Source organism: Myxacorys chilensis (assembly GCF_059505265.1).
In genome coordinates this window covers 219,939-242,176 of sequence record NZ_JCACKG010000094.1, presented here as the reverse complement: position 1 = coordinate 242,176, position 22,238 = coordinate 219,939, and the positions used below count along the sequence as shown (strand labels likewise).

Genomic DNA, 22,238 nt, shown 5'->3' with positions numbered 1-22,238 from the left:
CAACTTTGTTCAAATTGTCGTTCAACGCGGGGATGATTTGCAAAGCGTTGCCGTAAGGGATTCTTCTTGCAAAGTGGGTCGAAGACGCTCCTTCTTACAAAGCCTTGCCCATGCCGTTTTCCATTAACAACTAATGACAATTCTTCATCCCGTCCCCCCCTTCTGATACCATTAGGGGTTCTGACATTACTTGACTCGCTGGAAGGAGACCCTATGGCTCGGATGTACTACGACGCTGATGCCAACTTAGATTTACTGGCTGGAAAAACGATCGCGATTATCGGTTACGGCTCTCAGGGGCACGCTCACGCCCTCAACCTCAAAGACAGCGGCATGAACGTCATTGTAGGACTGTATCCGGGCAGCAAGTCTGCTGTCAAAGCCAAAGACGCGGGCTTGACCGTTCACAGTGTTGCTGATGCAACCAAAGCGGCTGACTTCATCATGATTTTGCTGCCCGACGAAGTGCAGCGATCGGTTTACACGAATGAGATTGAACCGAATTTATCAGCAGGAAATGTGCTGGCATTTGCTCACGGCTTTAACATCAACTACGCTCAGATTGTTCCTCCGGCGGAAGTCGACGTAGTCATGGTGGCTCCCAAAGGGCCTGGACATTTGGTGCGCCGCACTTATGAGCAAGGGCAAGGTGTGCCAGCGCTGATTGCCGTGTATCAAGATGCGACGGGTCAAGCCCGCGATCGCGCAATGGCGTATGCAAAAGGAATCGGCGGCACACGAGGCGGCGTTCTCGAAACGACGTTCCGGGAAGAAACCGAAACCGATCTGTTTGGTGAACAGGTGGTGCTGTGCGGCGGTTTGAGCGCATTGATCAAAGCTGGATTTGAAACTCTCGTGGAAGCGGGCTATCAGCCAGAACTCGCGTACTTTGAGTGCTTGCATGAAGTAAAGCTGATTGTCGATCTGATTGTCGAAGGTGGTCTAGCCACGATGCGCGACAGTATTTCTAACACGGCTGAGTACGGCGATCTGACTCGCGGTCCTCGAATTGTCACGAACGACACTCGCGCAGAGATGCGGAAAATTCTAAGCGAAATTCAAACGGGACAGTTTGCTCGTGAGTTTGTGTTAGAAAATCAGTCGGGTAAAGCTGGGTTCCACGCGATGCGCCGCCGAGAAGCCGAACATCAGATTGAAGAAGTCGGCAAGGATCTGCGATCGATGTTTAGCTGGTTGAAGAAAGCCTAGTCAACCTCAGTTCAGGTCAAGCCACAAGCGCCAAAACCAAGAACCAACCGTCCTCGCCTCCCCACCCGTCGTTCTCATGTCCCTTAGCGAGGGGGTGTCGGGGGACGGCTCCCGTCTCCTGACAAGCGGGGGCGCGCGGGGAAGTCCCCCGAATCGTGGCGAAGCCACCCAGCCCGCTCCCGTCACATCACGTCTTATTTCAAATTCACGTTAGCTAGGTTGGCAGCGGATTGGGTAGCAGATGTAACGGATAAGATCGTCTGTTAATCTGCTGCCACGTTACAACATTCGCTGCCAACATACTGTGGATTAGCAGACTATGGATTAGCAGATTTGCCTTGTTTTTCGATGCGATCGATCGCATCATTCGTTCGCTTATGCGGATTCGTTTTCGGTCGCCAAGAGGGAAACAACCCAACCAATGCGGTGTCGATCGCGCTTCGCGTCTGCAAACTGTAGCGCCCGACCTCAGATGGTAAAAACTGATCGCCAAACCCCACGTAAATTAAACCGAGAAGTAGTATCAACGCAAACGGGAACTTGGAACGCATAGCTCAATGACAGACGATATTGGGAGTTTACCCATCCACCAATTTTTAGAACGCGCTGAAGAAAGTTGCTGCACTTTCAGGATTTCGTGACACGATCGGCGGATGACGTGATTGATTACACAATTGATTACCCATCCCGTTATTCATTACCTGTAGGTGCGTTCTATGACGATGCGTTTTCTCGGATTGCTGCTCATTTTGGCAGGAGTAGTTACTCCACTTCACGATTTGGCGTTGGCTCAAACTTCTCAAAGCGAGTATCGAGTTCGTCCTAAAAAGCGACATTCCTCTAAAAATACAAGCAGCGCTCTATTGCCGTTTTTCGATCAAACCAGTAATCCGGTTTCAGTCGGCGTTCCTAAAAATCGCAAGGTCGATATCACGCCATCTGCACCGCCACTCAATGCGTTTGATCAGAAAGTGTTGGCAACGTGCGGAGCATTTGGCAGTCAGGTTGGTACGATCGCGCTTCGTCGTTTGTTTACAGAATCGCCAGAAGTGGTTCAGAAAATCAAGGCGGCAGTGGGCGGAGAACTGTTTGCTGGACGCCGGAGTAATAGTCAGTTTCAGGATGACCTGATTACGATTTGGTCCGATCGCAAGGGGTTTGAACACATTTTTTGTGGTGAGATTCGCGGCTCACAAAAGATTGGCGGCTTGCATTTCAGGGGTCGCTATCTGCAGCTGCAAACCGAAGGCATTGGCGGACGCTTAGCAAACAATTCGGGAGCAGAAGAAGTGTTAGATGGAGAAATTTATACGCTAGGCGTTGAAGTTCAGCAAGGCAATCGGAGAATTCGAGATTCTAAGAAGGGGTATTCCTACGTCAGCGATGCTCAAGATATTTTGGTTGAAGCAAGTCAAGCGTTTAAAGGATTTGCTGGAAAGTCTACTGGTAACGCCGCCTGCTTGTATACCGTTCAAGATCCTGATGCAAAGCAACCGTTTAAGGCAGTATTTGTAAAAACCAGTCGGGCGATCGTGACCTACTATCCCGACGCCACACCCAACGCTGGCGACCCCGACTGTGGCGTTTAGCAAGGGCTGACAACCTCTAGGGGATCGAACGGGTTGCAAAGGCGGGGCGGTCGCTGGCCCACGGTTGCGCCTGTTCGATCTGTGCCGCTAACGATAGAAGTGTTCCATCCCCTGCCGGACGCCCGACCAGTTGCACGCCAATCGGTAGCCCGCGCGCATCAAATCCGGCGGGGATGCTGATCGCAGGTTGACCGCTCATATTAAAGGGCGGCAATGGCGCAATCCATCGAATGATGTGGTCGAGCGTCTGCACGGGGCTTAGCTGTTTCCATTCGCCGACGCGGATCACCGGAGCCATAAACGTTGGAGTTAGCAGCACGTCAAACGGCTCACACAGTTGCACCAAGCGACGGGCAGAGGCTTGGACTTGTTGCGTTGCCCTAACATAACGAGCGGCAGTCGTAAATTTTGCTCTCCACCAGAGCCAACGATTTACTTTCTCTAAGAAAAATGGTGGGACGCCGACATCGGTTTGAGTTCGCCACAGAATGACGAATGGCTCTACCATATCGCCTAAGCTAACGATCGCAGGCTCAACCTTATGCCCCAAACCCTCCAACAGCCGACCCATCTTTTCCACAGCGGCCACACATTCTGGCTCCGCTTTTCCCACTGGCTCAATTCCTGTCACTACTCCAATCTTTAGCGGTTTCGGCGATCGCTGCGTCATTGCTAAAAACGATGGCTCAGGATTGGGCAACCAGTATGGATCGCCTGTAACGTACCCGGCGGTGATGTCCATGAACGCTGCTAAATCTGCAACCGTATGGGCGATTGGTCCATTTGTCGCGCAGCCCGCTAAATGGTCGCCAATTGGGGCTTGAGAAATGCGTCCTCGGGAGGGCTTTAAACCCACCAATCCACAGCAAGACGCCGGACCTCGCACCGATCCGCCGCCGTCAGACCCTTGAGCGATCGCGCACAATCCTGCCGCCACTGCTGCTGCCGACCCGCCGCTAGAACCACCCGGCGTGTAGTCAAGATTCCAGGGATTGCGGGCGGGCGGAAAACCCGGAGGCTCTGTGTAGGGGAACGAACCCAGCTGGGATGTTGCAGTTTTGCCAAGTAAAATTCCACCCGCCGCTTTCAGTTTGGTGTAGGTCAAGTCATCCAGTTCGGCTACCCGCTTTTTAATAATGCTGAGACCGTAGGAACACGGAATGCCTTTCACCGGATTGAGATCTTTGATGGCGATCGGCACCCCAAATAGAGGCGGCAATTCTGAATCCTGCATCATCTGTTCGGTTTTTGCTGCGGCATCTTGCAGGGCAAGCTCTGCCGTCACCGTGTAAAAACTGCCTAAATGCGGATTGAGTTGCTCAATGCGATCAAGGTAAAGCTGCGTTAGCTCTAGGGGAGAAATTTGTTTTTCTCGAATCAGTCGTGCTTGTTCTAGAGCTGAAGAAAATGCTAAGTCCAAATCCATGAATGCTATCCCAGAGGCAGAAGGTTTCTATTATGTAAAGCAAATAATATATTTACGTTTATATTTAAGTCGTCTATTGGATCTTGACACGAGTTTCTTAGCGTAAATCGCAGACTTTGCAAAACGGTCTCTGATTCGCGGGATAAAGCTTCGTGAAATCACAATGGATTTTTTGCAGCGAATGCATTTTGTAGCCAACGATCGCAGAGGGGTTACCTGTGGATTTAGGAACGAGCGAAACGATTACCCACCTTTCACAAACATCGCCGGAGCCGATCACGGGAACCGAATCTGTTATTTCATTTGGCAAAGAACCTGAATCCCGATTGTCTAAACCTGAAATTCGTCAGAGCCTACGCGCCTCTACGCTAGACGGAATTTTTGCAACTGTGTTCTCAAACGTGGCGGGGGGCGTTCTGCTTAGCAATTTTTTGGTCGAGCTACACGCGAATCCAACGGAGGTTGGTATGTTAGCCTCGATTCCGATGCTGGCAAATTTGATGCAGCCCATCGGCGCTCATTTTGGCGATCGCACTACGAGTCGTCACAACTATTGCTTATGGATTTATGCTCCAGCGCGTCTGGTCTGGTTGCTGCTGGTCGTTGGCATCGCCTTATTTAGCTGCGGTACGATTGATTCCCATATCCTGATTATTTGGACGCTGGCGATCGTATTTATTACCCATGTGATGGGCGCATTTGGCAGCGCGTCTTGGCTGAGTTGGATGGCAGCGTTAGTGCCCCGCCGCCTTAGAGGACGCTATTTTAGTATTCGCAACAGTGCGGCTAATCTCACGTGTCTAATTTCGATTCCGCTCGCTGGATTGATGGTGTCGTTGTTTCCAGACGGATCAATCGAAGGGTACGGGATAATCCTGTTTCTTGGAGTTCTGATAGGGCTACTGAGTCTAGCGTTTCAGTGGGGGATGGTGGATGTAAATCCTCGCCAACAGCATGAATTGCACCACGCGGAGGAGTTGGCTGCTTCTTCCAGCCTTGCTTCTGGCGAGGAAGAGAACTCTGGTAACGAGGCAGAAAACTCTAATGAATTTTCAGTAGATCAGTCTCCAATTCAAGCCATTCTGAAGGACAAAAACTTCTTACGCTTTCTCATCTACTTTGGCGTATGGATGTTTTCGGTCAATTTAAGTGCGCCCTTTTTTAATCTGTATATGCTAGATAATTTGGCGCTCGATATTTGTTGGGTGACACTCTATAACAGTCTGGCAGCAGGAGCAAACTTGGTAATGCTGATCTTCTGGGGCAAGTTGGCAGATCGAGTTGGAAATCGTTTTTTGTTATTGACGGTTGGTGTATTGGTTGCTGCTACTCCGGTTCTCTGGATAGGAACGGGAACAGATGCGCTGTCGATCTGGCTGTGGCTACCGTTGCTGCATATTGTGGCAGGAGGAACATGGGCAGCGATCGATCTGTGCAACAACAATATTCAATTGGAAGTTGCGCCGCTCAGAAATCAGTCTAGTTATTTTGCGATCGCCGCGGCGATCGCGGGGGTCAGTGGCGCATTAGGCACAACGGTTGGTGGAGTTCTGGCTCAGTTTGCTGACTATGGTGGCTTGCCGGGATTGTTTGCCCTCTCAAGCGGCACGCGATTGCTCGCGCTGCTGCCGTTGATTTTTGTGCAGGAAAATCGGCAAACTTCAGTGAGACAGATGCTTTGGGCACTGTTGCCAATGAAGTCTCAAACGGCATCAACGGAACCTGTTGAGGCTATTGATCCGATGTAAGGGCTACGCGCCCTATTACAGAACCAATTCCTGTTTGTTAATTAGATACTGAAGCCATCTCTAAAGCCTTCTAGAAGCTACTTTCTACTTAAGATGAGTGAGCAGGTTACTCGGTCGTGATGTTTATAGGTCAGCCTAAGATGTCAAACTTCATTGCTTTGCTCAATTAGCCGTTCTGCAAACTCGTACAGTTCCATCTCTGCTCGATCTTCTAACTGCAAATCTTTCAAGTCGATCAATCCTTTGGCTAAATCGCTTGCCCGTTTTTTATAAGTATTATTTGCCGCTAACAAATCGGTAAAGACTTCTTGCTCGATCTGGACTCGACTCGCATCTTCAGCTAAAGGTGTGGCGTACTCAAGTAAATCCACATCATATTTCAGCAAGAAAATCAGCGCTCCACTCAGTTTTTTGAGTTCTTGCTGAAGCTTTTTGATGTCTAACTCAAAGCGATCGAAGCCGACCGATCCTTCAATTCGCAATTCCACCATCGGTTCAACAGCAGGATTAAGTTTCCCAGATTGAATTGCTGACTGAATGATCGCGATCGCGCCCTCCTCGATCTGCTGCGAACTCTCCTGTCCCGTCGCTTTGAGTTTTAGCCGAACGAGCGATCGCTGAAGATAATCTGTTTTGAGTTCTGCCTGAATGCCATTGGGCGTCAACTCAATCAGAAATGCCCCGCGATCGTAGTTCGCTTCTTCAACGCTGTTTGCCTCCAGCGAGCCAGGATTGAACACCCAATTCTGCTCAACATAGCTCTTGTGAATGTGTCCCAATCCCAAATAATCAACGCCCGCCTCTTTGAGCGGTAACAAATCGCTATATTTCAACGCTCCTTGATATCGCGCAATTTGTCCTTCTAACCCATGATGAAACAGCATTACCGTATGTCCTGGACTTGGCGGTAATTTGTAAATCGCTTCAGCCAACGACCCGATCGCGCGAGGGGCAGACGCCCCATACCACTGAGATCCCAACACGCGAACGCCACAATCTAGATCGATATATCCCCCCGCTTCACCGTCCCACATCTCATAAACGATGTCGCCGTCGGGCGATCGCTCTGGTTCCAGCAAAATTAGCAAATCATCATCTGCTAAATATTTGATCCAATTTGTCTGCGTGCCATAGGGTCGATTATCGTGATTTCCCTCAATTGCGATCGCTGGAATGTGATGCTCTTTCAGCATCTGCAAACAGAGTTTGGCTTGGTTCAGAATGTTGGGTTGAATGGTGCGATGCTCAAACAGATCGCCCGCAATCACGACAAAATCAACCGGAGGCACACCTTCAGTGTTGTTACCAACAGCGTATTTGTCCAACACATTTTCAAACGCTCGGTAGAAATCCTTCGTTCGTTCTTTGCTGTCGTAGCGATCGAACCCTAGATGAACGTCCGCTAAATGAAGAAAACGAGGCATAGCTGTTAAAGCAATGAGTACATTAGCATTAGTCTACCAATAGCTCCGCCCTCATCTTCCACATCCAACTCTTACTCCCTCGCCTGTGGGAGAAGGTCGGGGTGAATCTACTCACACCCTTTACTTAAGGTGTGGGAGATAAAGCTTTGAGTGGTATTCCAAGTCGTCGTTCTAGCTCTGTCTGGGGTTGAACCTCCGAAGTCTCAGGAACTTCAAGTTCTGTAGGCGAAGCAACAGGTGTTTCTACTTTAGGTATGGCAGGAGTGGATACATCTTTAGAAGATGGCTCAGTAGGTGCAGGAGTTTTAGCCGTAGGTTCAACGCTAGGCGCAGACGATGCTGTTGGCTTCGGACTGCTGAGTGTCGAATTGTTGGGTTTGCTCTCAGCAGGCTTCGCGATCGCGGGGGCTGGCTGAGTCGGTTCTGGCGACTTTAAAAGACGATCGACTAAGCTATCGCGTCGCTCATCGGCACTCGGTTCACTCGGCTTATTATCCGCCGTTTCTTTCTTCTCTAAAATCTGTAATGGATCTTGAGAGTTAGGCGTTGGGCTTGGAGTTGCTTTTGGAACCTCAAAGCTAGGTGTTGGAGTTGCTTGCGGAGCTTTAGTAGAACGGAAGCGATTAAAGAACCCTGCTTTTGGAGTGGGTTCGGGTGTGGGTGGTGCGGCAAGCTCAGGTAAGGTTGTCTCTGTAGCTTCAAGATCTTCCACAGGCGATGGATTGATTGGAGCAGGCGCACTAGTCGGAGCTTTAACTGGAGCTTTTGTTGCTGACGGTTTAGGAACAGCTTTCTCGATCGCTTTTAACGGCTCAGAAGCTTCAGGCTTTGCGGCAGGCTTCGATAGCTTAGCAGGACCGTCTTCTAGTTCTTTGAGCTTGTCATCGTAACGCTCCACTACTGAATCCTTATCGCTTGGTTCCGCTTTAGGTTCTACTGCTTTTTCAATTGCTTCAGCAGGCGACTCAGGCAAGGTAGGTGCTGGAGAAGATTTTGCACCGGGGCGGAACCGATTGAAAAACCCACCTTTTGGTGTTTCTTTTACCGGAGGAACTACAGGTGTTGGTTCCTTCACTTCAGGTGCTTCAACAGCAGAGCTGTCTTCTGGCTCTCTAAGGCTGCGATTCTCTTCGCGAAACTGAGAATCGTAACGCTCAACCACTGAGTCTTTAGAATCGCTTGGTTCCACTTCAGGTTCTATTGCTTTTTTAATTGTCTCAACAGGTGCTGGGGAGGATTTTTCCCTGGGGCGGAACCGATCGAAAAATCCACCTTTTGGAGACTGTTTTGCTGGCGGAATTATAGGTTCAGAATTAAGTTGAGAAGCATCGGGTTCTGAACCTTTGACTTCAGGCACTTCAACAGCAGGAACGGCTTCTGGTTCCTTGACCTCTACCTTTTTAGGTTCTAACTCCTTCGCTTTTATAACTTTTGGTATTTCAGGAGTTTTGCTTTCTGTCGTCTCTGAAGGTTCAGATGTCTCTTCAGGGTTTATAAGCTTCGGTGCTTCACTCGGAGCAGGAGCTACCTTTGAGCCTGATTTCTCAGCACCAGAACGGAAGCGATTGAAGAATCCGCCTTTAGGTTTCTTACTAGATTGACTTTCCGGTGCTGGCGCAAGCGGAGTTTCTTTCTCCTCAGAAACGGTTTGAGGTTCAGCAGGCAGCTTTTCAGTTTCTTCTGGCAGAGGAACCACTGGAACAAGCGGAGTTTTGTTGTTTACCTGCGGCAGAGGAACTACTGGAGCAATATCAGGAGCAGGCGTTACCTCAAGGCGAGGAGCAGGTTTTAGAGTTGGAACCTCTGGTGTTTTTGGCTCGGACGGTGTGTAATTTGGGTCAACAATACTCCGGGCAGCACCAAATGATAAATCGCCTCGCACGAGTTTAGAGAGGGCATCGTTGCCACCCGACTCGTAAGTGAAGATTCGCGCCGTATTGTTGTAAACGTTTTGAATTGCGTTGCCGTTCTCATCGATGTATTCTAGCTGAACCCAATTTTTGCCAGGTTCAAAGCCCTTTAGATAGATCGGTTGCCAGCGATCAAGGATAAAACTACTGCCATTTACGGTTGCTTTGATGCGCCAGTCGGCAATCTCATCTTTCTTGTCTTCTTGAGCGACAAAGTGAAGCGGTGCATTCGTGAGATAGAAATCTAGCATGATTGGCTCTGCGCCATAGCTTCCTTGGGGACGGCTATAGGTTAGAAGCGGCTGAGCAGCACTAGGATTGTTGTCCGGCGTCTTGGTAAAAACGTGAAAAGTTGTTTGGGCGTAAGCGCCTTCGTTTTTAAAGCTTTCGTGCCAAGGACGACTTGCAAAAGCACGAACTGTGTGCGTTCCTGCGGCAAGATCTTTTAGAACAACAGGTTTGCTGATATCGTAAATCGCTTGGTAAGGCTGATCATCTAAGAAAAGATGAATATGAGGACCTAAGCCTAGTTTTTCATCTTTAAATACAGGTAGATCCTGGACTTGAAACTTGATCGACACAGTATTGTCGTTTAAGACTTCATCGGAGCGGGGACTTGCGATCGTAAGCTGCGGCTGGTACTGATCCAACACGTCCTTTAGCTGCCCAATCACCTCTGGAGGCGACACTTCCGAAATCTTTCCAGCAATCTTTGTGGGTGCGGGCTTTAGTTTCGACGCACCTGTGCGCCCTACGCTAATTGCTTCTGGCGGAATCGCTGCCGGAGCAGACCCTCCACAGCCCCACAAATTTACTGTCATTGCCAACACTAAAGAGAGTGAAAGCATCCGAGTTTTGCGCCAGCGCGTGATCCCAAACACCAAACCGTACTCCTAATAACAGTCAACACTCCGAGAAGACCCAAGTCATTCAACAGGAACAGCTTGTGATGTCTCGATTTTCTAGCCATCCATACGGAACTATAGCGGAAAAACTCGGTCTGCCTGTGGGAAATTCAGAGAACGTAAAGCGGCGTTGCGCGTCTATAAATCATTTCACAACGTTTTATTAACAATTAAATAAAAGAAATATCAATTTCAGTTATGGGGCTGAACTTCAACATCCAACCTTTAAGGAATATTAACTTCAGTAAAAACCTCTTGACTTTGTTACCGTTTGTCCAAGCGTAAATCTTGAAATAGAGGGCGATCGCTTCCCAAGCCCCGTAAGGATCCCGGAACTTTGAATTATTGTTAAATCCGTCAGAAAAGGCTTAACAGACCACCCTATAATGACCGAGTGAGAACCCACAAAAGCGGCATCCACCATAATTTCAGCTTCTGAAAATATTTTGGATGTTTCTTGTATCTCAAACTGAACCTGAATCCTGTATGCCATCCCTAGCTGGATCGATCTGCTGGGCGGCGTTTAAGCATCAGGTTGCTCACTAACGAGTGGTAAACGGTTTGAGATACGTGCCCAAGTGTGCGGATTCCTCGTTCCTTGTCTAGAGAGAGGAGAGTCTCAATGACAATTAGCCCACCGGAGCGTGAGGCAAAGGTACGGGTTGTCGTCGATAAAGATCCCACTCCAACTTCTTTTGAGAAGTGGGGGCAACCGGGTCATTTCGATCGCGCCCTATCCAAAGGTCCTAAAACCACCACCTGGATTTGGAACCTACACGCCAACGCTCATGATTTCGATAGTCACACAAGCGACTTAGAAGACGTTTCACGTAAGATCTTTAGCGCTCACTTCGGTCATTTGGCAGTCGTGTTCATCTGGCTCAGTGGCATGTATTTCCATGGCGCTAAGTTTTCAAACTATGAAGCATGGCTCGCCGACCCGCTTGGAGTCAAACCCAGCGCCCAGGTTGTGTGGGACATCTTCGGTCAAGAAATTCTCAACGCGGATGTCGGCGGCGGCTTCCGTGGCATTCAAATTACTTCTGGATTCTTCCAACTGTGGCGTGCAGCTGGCTTTACAAACACCTTCCAGCTTTATGTGACGGCTATCGGCGGTCTGGTGATGGCTGGTCTCATGCTGTTTGCAGGCTGGTTCCATTATCACAAGCGCGCTCCTAAGCTGGAGTGGTTCCAGAATGTGGAGTCGATGCTGAACCACCACCTATCCGGTCTGTTTGGACTGGGTTCGCTGGCTTGGGCAGGGCACCAAATTCACGTTTCGTTGCCCATCAACGAATTGCTGGATCGTGGCGTTCCTGCGGATCGGATCCCTCTGCCTCATGAGTTCATTCTGAATCCTCAACTGATGGCAGATATCTATCCCAGCTTCGCAAAAGGGTTGGTTCCGTTCTTTACCCTGAACTGGGGTGAGTACGCTGACTTCCTCACCTTCAAAGGTGGTCTGAATCCTGTGACTGGTGGCTTATGGCTGACGGATACCGCGCATCACCACTTAGCGATCGCGGTGCTGTTCATCATTGCAGGTCACATGTACCGCACCAACTGGGGTATCGGACACAGCATCAAGGAAATTCATGAGGCTCACAAAGGTCCTTTCACTGGCGAAGGCCACAAAGGCATTTATGAGAACCTAACCACTTCCTGGCATGCTCAGTTGTCAATCAACTTGGCAGCAGTCGGCTCTCTGAGCATCATTGTTGCCCAGCACATGTACTCGATGCCGCCTTATCCCTACTTGGCAACTGACTACGCTACCCAGTTGTCGATCTTCACCCATCACATGTGGATCGGTGGATTCTTTATCGTCGGTGGAGCCGCACACGCTGCCATCTATATGGTGCGTGACTACGATCCGGTTGTGAATCAAAACAACATCGTCGATCGCGTCCTGCGTCACCGCGATGCCATCATCTCTCACTTAAATTGGGTCTGTATTTTCTTGGGCTTCCATAGCTTTGGACTGTACGTCCATAACGACACCATGCGTGCCTTGGGTCGTCCCCAAGATATGTTCTCAGATACCGCAATTCAACTCCAGCCAGTGTTCGCGCAGTGGATTCAAAACATTCACACGTTGGCTCCTGGTGCCACCGCTCCCAATGCTTTAGGACCTGCTTCTGTAGTGTTTGGTGGTGATGTGGTTGCTGTCGGTGGCAAAGTTGCCATGATGCCGATGGCCTTGGGTACGGCAGACTTCATGATTCACCATATCCACGCCTTCACGATTCACGTGACGGTGCTGATTCTGCTCAAGGGCGTGCTGTTTGCACGTAGCTCTCGTCTGATTCCAGACAAGGCGAACTTGGGCTTCCGCTTCCCTTGCGACGGTCCGGGACGGGGCGGTACTTGCCAGGTTTCTGGTTGGGATCACGTCTTCCTCGGTCTGTTCTGGATGTACAACTCCCTGTCGATCGCAATTTTCCACTTTAGCTGGAAGATGCAGTCGGATGTCTGGGGAACAGTTGCTCCCGATGGCACGGTTACTCATGTCACCTACGGCAACTTTGCTCAAAGCGCAATCACGATCAATGGTTGGCTGCGTGACTTCCTGTGGGCACAAGCCTCTCAGGTGATTAACTCCTACGGTTCTGCTCTATCTGCTTACGGACTCTTGTTCTTGGGCGCTCACTTTGTTTGGGCATTCAGCTTGATGTTCTTGTTTAGCGGTCGTGGCTACTGGCAAGAGTTGATCGAATCCATTGTATGGGCACACAATAAGCTCAAGTTTGCACCGGCGATTCAGCCTCGTGCCTTGAGTATTATTCAAGGACGGGCAGTGGGTGTAGCTCACTACCTGTTGGGAGGAATTGTCACCACGTGGGCGTTCTTCCTTGCTCGGTCACTGTCAATTGGATGAGCCGGGAGGATTAATAAACAGTTATGGCGACTAAATTTCCAAAATTTAGCCAAGACCTTGCCCAAGATCCCACGACTCGTCGGATTTGGTACGGGATTGCTACGGCACACGACTTTGAAAGCCACGATGGCATGACTGAGGAGAAGTTGCATCAAAAGATTTTTGCAACTCACTTTGGTCATCTGGCAATTATCTTCTTGTGGACATCAGGCAGCTTGTTCCACGTTGCTTGGCAAGGCAACTTTCCGCAGTGGATCAAAGATCCGCTGAATGTGCGACCGATCGCACACGCAATTTGGGATCCTCAGTTTGGTAAGCCCGCGGTTGATGCGTTTACGCAAGGCGGCGCTACCTATCCTGTAGACATCTCCTACTCTGGTCTGTATCACTGGTGGTACACGATTGGCATGAGAACCAATGGCGATTTGTACCAAGGTTCAATCTTCTTGCTGATCTTGTCTGCGATCTTCTTATTCGCAGGCTGGTTGCACCTCCAGCCCAAGTTCCGTCCGAGCTTGGCGTGGTTTAAGAACGCTGAGTCTCGCCTAAATCACCACTTGGCTGGTTTGATTGGCGTTAGCTCTTTGGCTTGGACAGGACACTTGGTTCACGTTGCGATTCCCGAATCTCGCGGTCAGCACGTGGGCTGGGGTAACTTCTTGTCTACGCTGCCTCACCCCGCAGGCCTACAGCCATTCTTTACGGGCAACTGGGGAGCGTATGCTCAAAATCCGGATACTGCAAATCATGTGTTCGGCACAGCGCAAGGATCAGGTACAGCAATTCTGACGTTCTTGGGTGGGTTCAATCCGCAAACCGAATCGCTTTGGTTGACGGATATGGCGCACCACCATCTGGCGATCGCAGTGATCTTTATCATTGCGGGTCACATGTACAAGACCAACTTCGGAATTGGTCACAGCATTAAGGACATCCTCAATGCTCACATTCCTCCGGCTGGTGGACTGGGCGAAGGTCACAGAGGTCTTTATGACACGGTAAACAACTCCCTGCACTTCCAGTTAGGCTTGGCACTCGCTGCTTTGGGCACGATCACCTCCTTGGTGGCACAGCACATGTATGCGATGCCTCCCTATGCGTTCATGTCGAAAGACTTCACTACGCAAGCGGCACTCTACACGCACCACCAGTACATTGCTGGGTTCCTTTTAGTCGGCGCATTCGCCCACGGAGCTATCTTCTGGGTACGTGACTACGATCCGGATCAGAACAAGGGTAATGTGTTGGCGCGGGTGTTGTCGCACAAAGAAGCGATTATCTCTCACCTCAGCTGGGTCTCCCTGTTCTTGGGTTTCCACACACTCGGTCTCTATGTTCATAACGACGTAGTTACCGCGTTCGGTACGCCTGATAAGCAGATCCTGATCGAGCCGGTGTTTGCTCAATTTGTTCAGGCTTCCTCTGGTAAGGCGCTGTATGGCTTGAACGTACTGTTGGCTAACCCTGATAGCTTGGCATCAAATACCGGTGCGCTTTATCTGCCCGGTTGGTTAGACGCCATTAATAATGGAACAAACTCTTTGTTCCTGACCATTGGCCCCGGCGATTTCTTGGTTCACCATGCGATCGCGCTCGGTCTGCACACCACCACCTTGATCTTGGTCAAAGGTGCGTTGGATGCTCGCGGTTCCAAGCTCATGCCAGATAAGAAAGACTTCGGATATGCCTTCCCTTGTGATGGTCCGGGTCGTGGCGGTACATGCGATACCTCTGCATGGGACTCCTTCTTCCTGGCAATGTTCTGGATGCTGAATACGATTGGTTGGGTTACGTTCTACTGGCACTGGAAGCACCTCGCCATCTGGTCGGGTAACGTCGCTCAATTCAACGAAAGCTCCACCTACCTCATGGGTTGGCTGCGTGACTACCTCTGGCAGTACTCTGCTCCATTGATTAACGGGTATAACCCGTATGGAATGAATAATTTGGCGGTTTGGGCTTGGATGTTCCTATTTGGACACCTGGTGTGGGCAACCGGATTCATGTTCTTGATCTCCTGGAGAGGCTACTGGCAAGAACTGATCGAAACTCTGGTTTGGGCACATGAGCGGACTCCTCTAGCGAACCTAATTCGCTGGAAGGACAAGCCAGTTGCTCTCTCTATTGTTCAAGGTCGGTTGGTGGGTCTAGTTCACTTTACGGCGGGCTATATCTTGACCTACGCTGCCTTCTTGATTGCGGCTACAGCAGGTAAGTTTAATTAATCCTTGAGATTGGTTAACGCTGTAGAGTAAAAAAATCCCCTGCCTTTTAGGTGGGGGATTTTTGCATATTTCGGTTGAACTCGAATTGAGACAAGGAACACAGAAGGGATTTAGTGTTGATGAATGAAGCTCAAACCTTCGCAGTGGCAGAGTTAAAATGCATTAACCAAGATGGGCATTGGGTAAACGGTGAGAGATGGCTTAGGATTCACCTTGTACGGCGTCAAACAAAAAATTCGAGAAGTTTTCTCAGTATCGATTCCCTTGGGATGAGGTCGAAAGCTTTGCGCTAATCAATGCAGGATTCTATTACGAAAGAAGAAAAAGATACTTTGACGCTTAAAGCAATTTCTGCTGAGGTGAAAGGGGATAGCAGCATGCGATCGCGTGAAATGGCAGTTTTCAAGCTGATGTGGAAGTAATTCGGTGAGGAATTAATGATTCAAGAGGGATTAGCAATTCAGCGAATTTCGCGCCGCCTTTCTTTCAGAGTTGCGCTTTGCATTAATCACGCTTTAATCATCGAGGTAGTTCAACTCAAGAACTTCTTCAACCACAGAAGGAGATTCACTCGGAAATGTGTCGATTGATAGTCCTGTTTCAACAGCCACCAGTTCTCGTGATCTTGCTAGAATTCGTTGAACACTTCAGCAAAATAGAGCTTTAGACTTGAACTTTCTTAAGCGCTTTTTGTAACCTTTGCCAATGCTCTAGAAAAGTTGTCTTCCAGCTATTCGAGCGTCTTTCGGGTTAGTAACTGTACTTTAGAAGATGTACTGCTACGCTTTCTACCTAAGCAGTCTTTTGAATCTATTGTCATAAAAAATGTGGAGACTGTAATACTATCTCCACATTTCTTCTATAAAATTTTTTAGAGTGCGGCTCTAAGTCATTAGGATAATGCTAAGCGCTGAGCATAAATTCCGGGTGCATACGCTTCAATAACCTTTCCTGTTTTGGAACAGGTAATCATTAGATAATCGCAGCTATGACATTGAGTGCGAGTAAGTTGCCCCACCGGAACATGAATGCGTTCAGCATAACTACCGCAGTTTGGGCAGCGAACCGTTTGAACTGTTTTCATCTTCGTCTTCCTTAATGTTTAGCTAATTTTGATCGATAAAAAAAGAGGTCTACCTGAAGTTTCAGATATTAACTTTCAAAGCTCGGTATTGCTAGATACCAAATCTCGAAAATTACTACTGACAGAAAACACTGCCTGTCTGTCTATTATTGCCAGAGTCTTTAATTTGATCTCTAAAATCCATTTTTATTTTAATTTTTTCCAAACTCGGGATCACCTATCGGGAGTGTGATCCCGGGTTTGAGAAAGCTGTAGTTTAAAGTACGAAATGCAAAAATACTCGATTAGGAACTAAAGTAATTCTGCTCTATGAAAGGACTTTAGCCCAGAAAGCTAACCGCTAAAACTTGCGTAATATCCCTTATAAAAGTTCATACAAGGACATTACTGACGTTTGATTTTTAGAAAACGGCTCGTTAAGAAATCTAACGATTCAGGATACAAAAACTACAAAAGCAAAAGATGATTCCCTGAGATCAATCTACGAAGAAGGACAGGCATGAGGAGCAGGCGCTTGAGTTTCTACTAAAACAGATTTGACACCTGACACGCGAATCAATTGAGTGACGACCAGTTTTGCACGATCGCTGGCCTTCTCCAGCACTCCATCCGCACACGCGGCGGCCTGAATCTTCTTCAATGCTTCTTCTTGTGCCAATCGCTGCAATTCTGGAGCCGTATCGGGTCCTAAACCTAAAAATCCGCGATTGTAATCATAAACGCTTGATTTCGTGACATCAATTTTTTTATCTAATAACTGCGGCGGTGGTAAACGTAGCCGCAGCGTATCTCCTGTTACTTGCACATCGGAAGGGTTAAGCGCGCTCAGATCAACCCCTGCCCGAACCTCACCACGAGCAATGTAGAGCAGCTTCGTGGTTCCCACAACCATACCCGCGATCGCGGCGTCTTGCTGCGTCGGCACGACCGCTTCCATTGTATAAACGGCGGTGGTTAGTTCGCTCGCCTCCCGAACCTGCTGAATCACGACGGAACGAGTATCCACCTTTGGCGCAGGCGGCTGACTATTAAACAGCGAGGTTAACCGTTCTAATACGTTGTTACCGGAGCGTCCTAAGTTAACCAGCGTCACGATGCCAACCAACGCCAAGCTTAGTGTTAGCATTCCACCTAAATCTTTAAACAATAGAGGAGTTCCCCGATTTGGACACTTTTTACCGCGCATGTGCCTCACCTTAACGCCTATCCCCGTCCTCAGTTAAGCAGAAAAGAAATTCCTGTAAGGGGAATTTTAATTGAGTACGTCCTGATTAAATCAGCTTCAAAGCGTTGACAACAGGATTTCTAACGATGTTGGTTAGAAATCCCTTGTACTTTGAGTCAGGTACTCTACAATTTTTGGTATGAAATTTTGATTGTTTCAATTCTAAGTAAGCCATGACTAGACACTTCCAGGATGCAACAATTGTGATGATGGCTGGGGCCGTCACAACGCCCGAAAAAACTAGTCAAACGACGCGGCAAACTTATCCAAACTATAAGATCATTGTGTTGAATGACGATTTCAACACGTTTGAGCACGTCGCCGAGTGTTTGATGAAGTACATCCCAAACATGAACGGCGATTTGGCGTGGAAACTGACTAATCAAGTCCATTTTGATGGACAAGCGATCGTATGGTCAGGACCGCTAGAACAAGCGGAACTTTACCACATGCAGCTTGGTATGGAAGGATTGACACTGGCTCCGCTAGAAGCGGGTTAACTGAGGAGACAACCATTATGGGGGACGAGGAAAAGCAGGGGCGACTCGTGTGGAATCATTCGACTCACATTCCGGGGCTAATTCCCATTCTAAAGCGGCTCACTCAATGCCCTGGAATTCAGACGATTACTCCTGGCGTGATTGGCTCCGTCCGCTCTCACGCGCCTCAGTTAAAGCTAAAAATCTCTGTGCCAATTCGCGGAGGCTATAAAGTAATTGCGCGTCAAGGAAAGACTGTGCAAGAAGTGTTTGTGCTGACGACTCTTGATCAAACTCAGCTCGAAACGGCGATCTTGCAGAGCTTGGCCTAAGCCGAGCGCTCACATTTTCAACTCCAAATAACTAAAACTACTCCGTTTGCCGTTGAGAGGCGGAGAAGCGGTGCATGGGCAAACTCAGGGCACATGAGAAGGTTAACAAGTAGGAAATCACCGCTGTCCACTTAAGACTGAGCATGAAGATGTCCCAATCAGGAGAAATCCACTTCTGGGCACCCACCGCCACAAGATGCACAATCCAGTAGGCAAAACTCATGGCGAATAGCGTTAGATCTGCCGCATCAGCATCATCTGCCTGAGCCGATTTTCGATTCACTACAATGTATAGACCAATGACACTTGCAAAGAATGAAAGAAGCTTTAGATATTCGTGCCAAACAGGATGAGACATGAGCGTTTCAGATAAAAAATTTCGGACTGGCAATCAGTCTAAAGGATGAGGCTGAAGATCTTCTAGAAACTCTTACAAACAGCAATATTTGACGGGATTAATTTACAAAAGTAAAGACAGATATCAGTCGAATTACTAAATGGATTTACCGCTGATTTATCACCCTGATTACGTTGTGCCTTGGTCATTGGATCATCGGTTCCCAATGTCAAAATTTAAGAAACTTTACGAGTTGCTATTAGTAGATGATGTCGCAACGGCATCACAATTCCATTGTCCACAGCGATCGCCTCAAGAGTGGCTTGAACTCGTTCACACGTCTGAGTATGTGAAGGATTATTGTGAAGGCACACTAGATCCGAAAGCTCAACGGCGCATCGGATTACCGTGGAGTCTAGCTCTTGTAAATCGCACCTGCGTTGCTGTTGGAGGAACGGTTCTCACCGCTAAATTGGCCTTAGAGAGCGGACTGGCGTGTAACACTGCAGGCGGCACTCATCATGCGTTTCCCAGTTACGGATCGGGGTTTTGCATTTTTAATGATCTAGCGATCGCGCCTCGAGTTGTGCAAACCCTCGGACTTGCTCAAAAAATTCTCATCGTCGATCTCGATGTGCATCAAGGCGACGGAACCGCTTTCATCTTTCAAGATGATTCCAGCGTCTTTACCTTCTCCATGCATTGTGAAATTAATTTTCCGGGTACAAAGCAGCAGAGCGATCTAGATGTGCCCTTACGTGAAGGCCTGGAAGATGACGAATATTTGCAGACATTGGCAGAATATTTGCCAGATCTACTGACTCAGGAGAAGCCGGATCTCGTATTTTATGACGCTGGCGTTGATCCGCATTCGTGCGATCGCTTAGGTAAACTCGCCCTCACTGATTCAGGATTATTTCGTCGCGATATGCAAGTCCTCACAACTTGTCTTTCGCAAGGCTACCCGGTAGCGTGTGTCATTGGAGGTGGCTACGCAGATGATATGGATGCTTTGGTCTATCGTCATTCTCTCGTGCATCGCGCTGCCAGTGACGTCTACCGCCAATATCGCTTGTAGATGGTTATTCTCCTCCCCTAAGCACCTGCTCTGCATTTAACTTCAATGCTGGAAATGTGAGAGAAGAGAGCGTTTGATTTGCTGTAAAAACGGTTTCCTCATAAAGCCCATCCACTAGCAGCAATACCAGAATCTGTTCTTTTTCAGAATCAACAATCCAGTACTCCAGAATTCCTCTTGCTGCATACTCAGAACGCTTGTAGCGATAGTCCCGATTCTGGTTCTCCTTGCCAGGTGAGACAACCTCTACAACTAGCGCGTGAAGGCATTTCTCGTGTAATCGTGCTACGTTTCTGACCATGTAGAGCGCTTTCTAACTCTTCTGTCAGAATAGCGAGTTGTTGCCCGTCGTCCCATCACTTCGATTTCAGTATCTTTCATGCAAATGCGATTGAAAGGTACAAGCTGACCAAACTGTATAAATAGAAATCGAGCAATGTTACAGTTCAACGGGCTTTCTGGCGGCATCTCGACTAGCTCTCCATCGACCAGTTCATAGCGAGTGTCAGTACCGTCGTCATAAGCAAAATATTCCTCAAAGGTCAGTAATCGTTTCGTATTTGTAACCATAAGACACGCCTCCTGATATCACTATAGGGCTGAAACCGAGAGGGCTAAAGCAACACTTACAAGCAGCAACACCTACAAACAACAATTCCGCCGCCAAGCTTGGCGGCGGATTGAGAACTGCAACGGTTCATAGGGCTAACTCACGGCGGTAGGTGACTCGAACTTATAGCCAACCCCACGGACAGTTTGAATAAGAGCAGGCTGACTCGTATCGATTTCAATCTTTTTGCGGATCTGACCAATATGAACATCAACTACACGCTGATCGCCCACATATTCGTAATCCCAAACTTCCTGAATTAGTTCAGCTCGACGCCAAACTCGGCCCGGATGACTTGCTAAGAAATGTAACAAATCAAATTCTAATGCCGTCAGGGGCACAATATCTTCATTCAGCTTGACTTCGCGCCGGACTGGATCGATCAGCAGCTTGTCAAACACCAAGCACTGCTGCTCGGCTGTTGTCACAATGCGCTGACGCTTAAGAATTGCACCAACCCGCCCGCCAAGTTCGCCTAAGCTAAACGGCTTTGTAATGTAATCATCTGCACCTTGAGCGAAGCCCCGGAGCTTATCGGCTTCATCCGTTCGGCTGGTTAGCATCAGCACAAAAACGTTTGTGCGGCTCTGCATCTCTTGACACAGGCTGTAACCATTAGCATCAGGCAAATTCACATCCAAAATGACTAAATCAGGATTGAACTGCTCAAACATGGCCATTGCCGTTTTTCCGTCCTCCGCAGATTCCATTTGGTAACTCTGTTTAGAAAGAAAACGGTGAATGAGATTCCGGATAGCCGGGTCATCGTCAACTACGAGTATCTTGGCTGGAGCCATGACCATAACTTTGCGCTGCGATCGTGAATTGAGAAGGACAGTCGGACTTGCGGAGCTTCGGGTATCCAGGTCTATCTGTATGACACAGGATATTCTGTATTACACGAGATATATTGAGCATCAGCATTAGTATGCCTTAGCTTTTGACGAAAATATCGAGTCTTACCCTGGTTTTCGTAAAAAAAGCTGGCAAAGTAGAATAGAAATACGAGAGAATAAACAATTTTGTTTAAGGCCCTCAAATCTTTCTAAAGCCAAAGATTCATCGTCTAAACTCTAATGGTCTAGACTCTAAGTGTAATCACATGTGCGATGACCTGTGAGGCGACATAACCTTCAGGAAAAGGTGGAGTAACAGCGAATGAGCGACAGTCCCTACGAAAAACTTGGTGTTCCCGAAGGTTCTTCGTTTGAAGAAATCCAAACCGCCCGGACTCGGCTAGTAGCAGAGCTAGCTGGGGATCAGCGTAAGATTTCTGAGATTGAAGCTGCCTACGATGCCGTCTTAATGGATCGCCTGCGTCTACGACAAGAAGGCAAGATAAAAGTTCCAGAAGGAATTCGATTTCCAGAAAAGGCCGCACCAACCGCGCCGCCGCAGGCCCCTGCGCCTACCAAATCGTCTCAGTGGCTACAGAATTTCATTGATACACCCAGTTCTGTTGATATTGCCCTACCGGGTGGTATCTTGGCAGCCATGGGGACTGCTATTTATTTCTACCCTGTAGATTCTGTGCTACAAGTGGCGATGGCGATCGCTACGGGTTCGACGCTCTACCTCATCTATCGAAAAGAGCAAAAGCTGGGGCGGGCCGTGCTGCTAGGGGTTGGAGGATTGGTGCTGGGGTTTGCGATCGGGGGTCTGATATACGGGCTGATTCTCCCGCATGTACCCGGTCTACCGCGAGATGATGTCTTCATCAGCTTGGTGACGTTCCTCATTCTGTGGCTCGTTAGCAGCTTCACAAAATAGCTTCACCTC

20 protein-coding genes are annotated in these 22,238 nt (G+C 48.6%); 10 read left to right on the top strand and 10 right to left on the bottom strand.

The window, feature by feature from the left end:
* Positions 1-213 precede the first annotated feature (213 nt).
* A complete protein-coding gene (gene ilvC, locus AC5JLB_RS07175) occupies positions 214-1,209 on the top strand; it encodes a ketol-acid reductoisomerase (RefSeq protein ID WP_495694258.1) in 996 nt (331 codons plus the stop codon).
* Between the two features lie 317 nt (positions 1,210-1,526).
* Here the strand turns inward: ilvC and AC5JLB_RS07170 are convergent, their stop codons facing one another.
* Positions 1,527-1,760 (bottom strand): hypothetical protein, encoded by a 234-nt coding sequence (locus AC5JLB_RS07170; RefSeq protein ID WP_495873150.1) that lies wholly within the window; start codon positions 1,758-1,760, stop codon positions 1,527-1,529.
* 165 nt (positions 1,761-1,925) lie between these two features.
* Here AC5JLB_RS07170 and AC5JLB_RS07165 point away from each other — a divergent pair, with 165 nt between their 5' ends.
* Complete coding sequence (locus AC5JLB_RS07165; protein ID WP_495873149.1) at positions 1,926-2,798, top strand: EndoU domain-containing protein; 873 nt, start codon at positions 1,926-1,928, stop codon at positions 2,796-2,798.
* Positions 2,799-2,814: 16 nt separating this feature from the next.
* Here AC5JLB_RS07165 and AC5JLB_RS07160 read toward each other — a convergent pair whose 3' ends face one another.
* Entirely contained in the window at positions 2,815-4,224 is a 1,410-nt protein-coding gene (locus tag AC5JLB_RS07160; RefSeq protein WP_495873148.1) for an amidase, read from the bottom strand.
* 218 nt (positions 4,225-4,442) lie between these two features.
* Here AC5JLB_RS07160 and AC5JLB_RS07155 point away from each other — a divergent pair, with 218 nt between their 5' ends.
* Positions 4,443-5,972 carry an MFS transporter gene (locus AC5JLB_RS07155; protein ID WP_495873147.1) on the top strand — a complete coding sequence of 510 codons (1,530 nt, stop codon included), beginning with the start codon at positions 4,443-4,445 and terminating at the stop codon, positions 5,970-5,972.
* A gap of 143 nt (positions 5,973-6,115) precedes the next feature.
* Here AC5JLB_RS07155 and AC5JLB_RS07150 read toward each other — a convergent pair whose 3' ends face one another.
* Positions 6,116-7,396 carry a metallophosphoesterase family protein gene (locus AC5JLB_RS07150; RefSeq protein WP_495873146.1) on the bottom strand — a complete coding sequence of 427 codons (1,281 nt, stop codon included), beginning with the start codon at positions 7,394-7,396 and terminating at the stop codon, positions 6,116-6,118.
* Positions 7,397-7,520: 124 nt separating this feature from the next.
* Positions 7,521-10,190 carry a hypothetical protein gene (locus tag AC5JLB_RS07145; RefSeq protein ID WP_495873145.1) on the bottom strand — a complete coding sequence of 890 codons (2,670 nt, stop codon included), beginning with the start codon at positions 10,188-10,190 and terminating at the stop codon, positions 7,521-7,523.
* A 643-nt stretch (positions 10,191-10,833) separates the two neighbouring features.
* On the opposite strand from AC5JLB_RS07145, the gene psaA reads away from it, so the two are divergent.
* The 3 genes from psaA to AC5JLB_RS07130 all read left to right on the top strand — a co-directional run bounded on the left by psaA (position 10,834) and on the right by AC5JLB_RS07130 (position 15,736).
* Positions 10,834-13,089, top strand: a complete 2,256-nt coding sequence (psaA, locus tag AC5JLB_RS07140) for a photosystem I core protein PsaA (protein WP_495873144.1) — start codon at positions 10,834-10,836, stop codon at positions 13,087-13,089.
* A gap of 23 nt (positions 13,090-13,112) precedes the next feature.
* A complete protein-coding gene (psaB, locus tag AC5JLB_RS07135; protein ID WP_495873143.1) occupies positions 13,113-15,314 on the top strand; it encodes a photosystem I core protein PsaB in 2,202 nt (733 codons plus the stop codon).
* Between the two features lie 296 nt (positions 15,315-15,610).
* Complete coding sequence (locus AC5JLB_RS07130) at positions 15,611-15,736, top strand: hypothetical protein (protein WP_495873142.1); 126 nt, start codon at positions 15,611-15,613, stop codon at positions 15,734-15,736.
* Positions 15,737-16,206: 470 nt separating this feature from the next.
* Here AC5JLB_RS07130 and AC5JLB_RS07125 read toward each other — a convergent pair whose 3' ends face one another.
* Together AC5JLB_RS07125 and AC5JLB_RS07120 are read right to left on the bottom strand one after the other, a co-directional pair.
* Positions 16,207-16,398 (bottom strand): replication restart DNA helicase PriA, encoded by a 192-nt coding sequence (locus tag AC5JLB_RS07125; RefSeq protein ID WP_495873141.1) that lies wholly within the window; start codon positions 16,396-16,398, stop codon positions 16,207-16,209.
* Between the two features lie 481 nt (positions 16,399-16,879).
* The gene (locus AC5JLB_RS07120) at positions 16,880-17,584 is read right to left on the bottom strand and encodes a DUF4230 domain-containing protein (protein ID WP_495873140.1); all 705 of its coding nucleotides are present in this window, start codon (positions 17,582-17,584) and stop codon (positions 16,880-16,882) included.
* A 212-nt stretch (positions 17,585-17,796) separates the two neighbouring features.
* Between AC5JLB_RS07120 and clpS the strand changes: the two genes are divergently transcribed.
* Together clpS and AC5JLB_RS07110 are read left to right on the top strand one after the other, a co-directional pair.
* Positions 17,797-18,123, top strand: a complete 327-nt coding sequence (gene clpS, locus AC5JLB_RS07115) for an ATP-dependent Clp protease adapter ClpS (protein ID WP_495873139.1) — start codon at positions 17,797-17,799, stop codon at positions 18,121-18,123.
* Positions 18,124-18,140: 17 nt separating this feature from the next.
* Complete coding sequence (locus tag AC5JLB_RS07110; protein WP_495873138.1) at positions 18,141-18,434, top strand: DUF2103 domain-containing protein; 294 nt, start codon at positions 18,141-18,143, stop codon at positions 18,432-18,434.
* A 37-nt stretch (positions 18,435-18,471) separates the two neighbouring features.
* Here the strand turns inward: AC5JLB_RS07110 and AC5JLB_RS07105 are convergent, their stop codons facing one another.
* Entirely contained in the window at positions 18,472-18,792 is a 321-nt protein-coding gene (locus AC5JLB_RS07105; protein WP_495696669.1) for a hypothetical protein, read from the bottom strand.
* Between the two features lie 139 nt (positions 18,793-18,931).
* Between AC5JLB_RS07105 and AC5JLB_RS07100 the strand changes: the two genes are divergently transcribed.
* Positions 18,932-19,849, top strand: coding sequence for a histone deacetylase family protein (locus AC5JLB_RS07100; RefSeq protein ID WP_495873137.1), 918 nt, complete (start codon positions 18,932-18,934; stop codon positions 19,847-19,849).
* 4 nt (positions 19,850-19,853) lie between these two features.
* Here the strand turns inward: AC5JLB_RS07100 and AC5JLB_RS07095 are convergent, their stop codons facing one another.
* From AC5JLB_RS07095 to AC5JLB_RS07085, 3 genes are all read right to left on the bottom strand, one after another.
* Entirely contained in the window at positions 19,854-20,150 is a 297-nt protein-coding gene (locus AC5JLB_RS07095) for a Uma2 family endonuclease (RefSeq protein WP_495873136.1), read from the bottom strand.
* Positions 20,135-20,419: a Uma2 family endonuclease gene (locus AC5JLB_RS07090; RefSeq protein ID WP_495873135.1), complete on the bottom strand. Its 285-nt coding sequence runs from the start codon at positions 20,417-20,419 to the stop codon at positions 20,135-20,137. The genes AC5JLB_RS07095 and AC5JLB_RS07090 overlap by 16 nt, the downstream gene beginning before the upstream one ends.
* Before the next feature lie 135 nt (positions 20,420-20,554).
* Positions 20,555-21,256, bottom strand: coding sequence for a response regulator transcription factor (locus tag AC5JLB_RS07085; protein WP_495873134.1), 702 nt, complete (start codon positions 21,254-21,256; stop codon positions 20,555-20,557).
* A gap of 361 nt (positions 21,257-21,617) precedes the next feature.
* Between AC5JLB_RS07085 and AC5JLB_RS07080 the strand changes: the two genes are divergently transcribed.
* A complete protein-coding gene (locus tag AC5JLB_RS07080; protein ID WP_495873133.1) occupies positions 21,618-22,229 on the top strand; it encodes a CPP1-like family protein in 612 nt (203 codons plus the stop codon).
* Positions 22,230-22,238 lie beyond the last annotated feature (9 nt).

What these genes read in the sequence shown, in the direction of transcription:
- ilvC (WP_495694258.1), top strand. Translation starts at nt 214, where the DNA reads ATGGCTCGGATGTACTACGACGCTGATGCCAACTTAGATTTACTGGCT.
- AC5JLB_RS07170 (WP_495873150.1), bottom strand. Translation starts at nt 1,760, where the DNA reads ATGCGTTCCAAGTTCCCGTTTGCGTTGATACTACTTCTCGGTTTAATT.
- AC5JLB_RS07165 (WP_495873149.1), top strand. Translation starts at nt 1,926, where the DNA reads ATGACGATGCGTTTTCTCGGATTGCTGCTCATTTTGGCAGGAGTAGTT.
- AC5JLB_RS07160 (WP_495873148.1), bottom strand. Translation starts at nt 4,224, where the DNA reads ATGGATTTGGACTTAGCATTTTCTTCAGCTCTAGAACAAGCACGACTG.
- AC5JLB_RS07150 (WP_495873146.1), bottom strand. Translation starts at nt 7,396, where the DNA reads ATGCCTCGTTTTCTTCATTTAGCGGACGTTCATCTAGGGTTCGATCGC.
- psaA (WP_495873144.1), top strand. Translation starts at nt 10,834, where the DNA reads ATGACAATTAGCCCACCGGAGCGTGAGGCAAAGGTACGGGTTGTCGTC.
- psaB (WP_495873143.1), top strand. Translation starts at nt 13,113, where the DNA reads ATGGCGACTAAATTTCCAAAATTTAGCCAAGACCTTGCCCAAGATCCC.
- AC5JLB_RS07130 (WP_495873142.1), top strand. Translation starts at nt 15,611, where the DNA reads ATGCAGGATTCTATTACGAAAGAAGAAAAAGATACTTTGACGCTTAAA.
- AC5JLB_RS07125 (WP_495873141.1), bottom strand. Translation starts at nt 16,398, where the DNA reads ATGAAAACAGTTCAAACGGTTCGCTGCCCAAACTGCGGTAGTTATGCT.
- AC5JLB_RS07120 (WP_495873140.1), bottom strand. Translation starts at nt 17,584, where the DNA reads ATGCGCGGTAAAAAGTGTCCAAATCGGGGAACTCCTCTATTGTTTAAA.
- clpS (WP_495873139.1), top strand. Translation starts at nt 17,797, where the DNA reads ATGACTAGACACTTCCAGGATGCAACAATTGTGATGATGGCTGGGGCC.
- AC5JLB_RS07110 (WP_495873138.1), top strand. Translation starts at nt 18,141, where the DNA reads ATGGGGGACGAGGAAAAGCAGGGGCGACTCGTGTGGAATCATTCGACT.
- AC5JLB_RS07105 (WP_495696669.1), bottom strand. Translation starts at nt 18,792, where the DNA reads ATGTCTCATCCTGTTTGGCACGAATATCTAAAGCTTCTTTCATTCTTT.
- AC5JLB_RS07100 (WP_495873137.1), top strand. Translation starts at nt 18,932, where the DNA reads ATGGATTTACCGCTGATTTATCACCCTGATTACGTTGTGCCTTGGTCA.
- AC5JLB_RS07095 (WP_495873136.1), bottom strand. Translation starts at nt 20,150, where the DNA reads ATGGTCAGAAACGTAGCACGATTACACGAGAAATGCCTTCACGCGCTA.
- AC5JLB_RS07090 (WP_495873135.1), bottom strand. Translation starts at nt 20,419, where the DNA reads ATGGTTACAAATACGAAACGATTACTGACCTTTGAGGAATATTTTGCT.
- AC5JLB_RS07085 (WP_495873134.1), bottom strand. Translation starts at nt 21,256, where the DNA reads ATGGCTCCAGCCAAGATACTCGTAGTTGACGATGACCCGGCTATCCGG.
- AC5JLB_RS07080 (WP_495873133.1), top strand. Translation starts at nt 21,618, where the DNA reads ATGAGCGACAGTCCCTACGAAAAACTTGGTGTTCCCGAAGGTTCTTCG.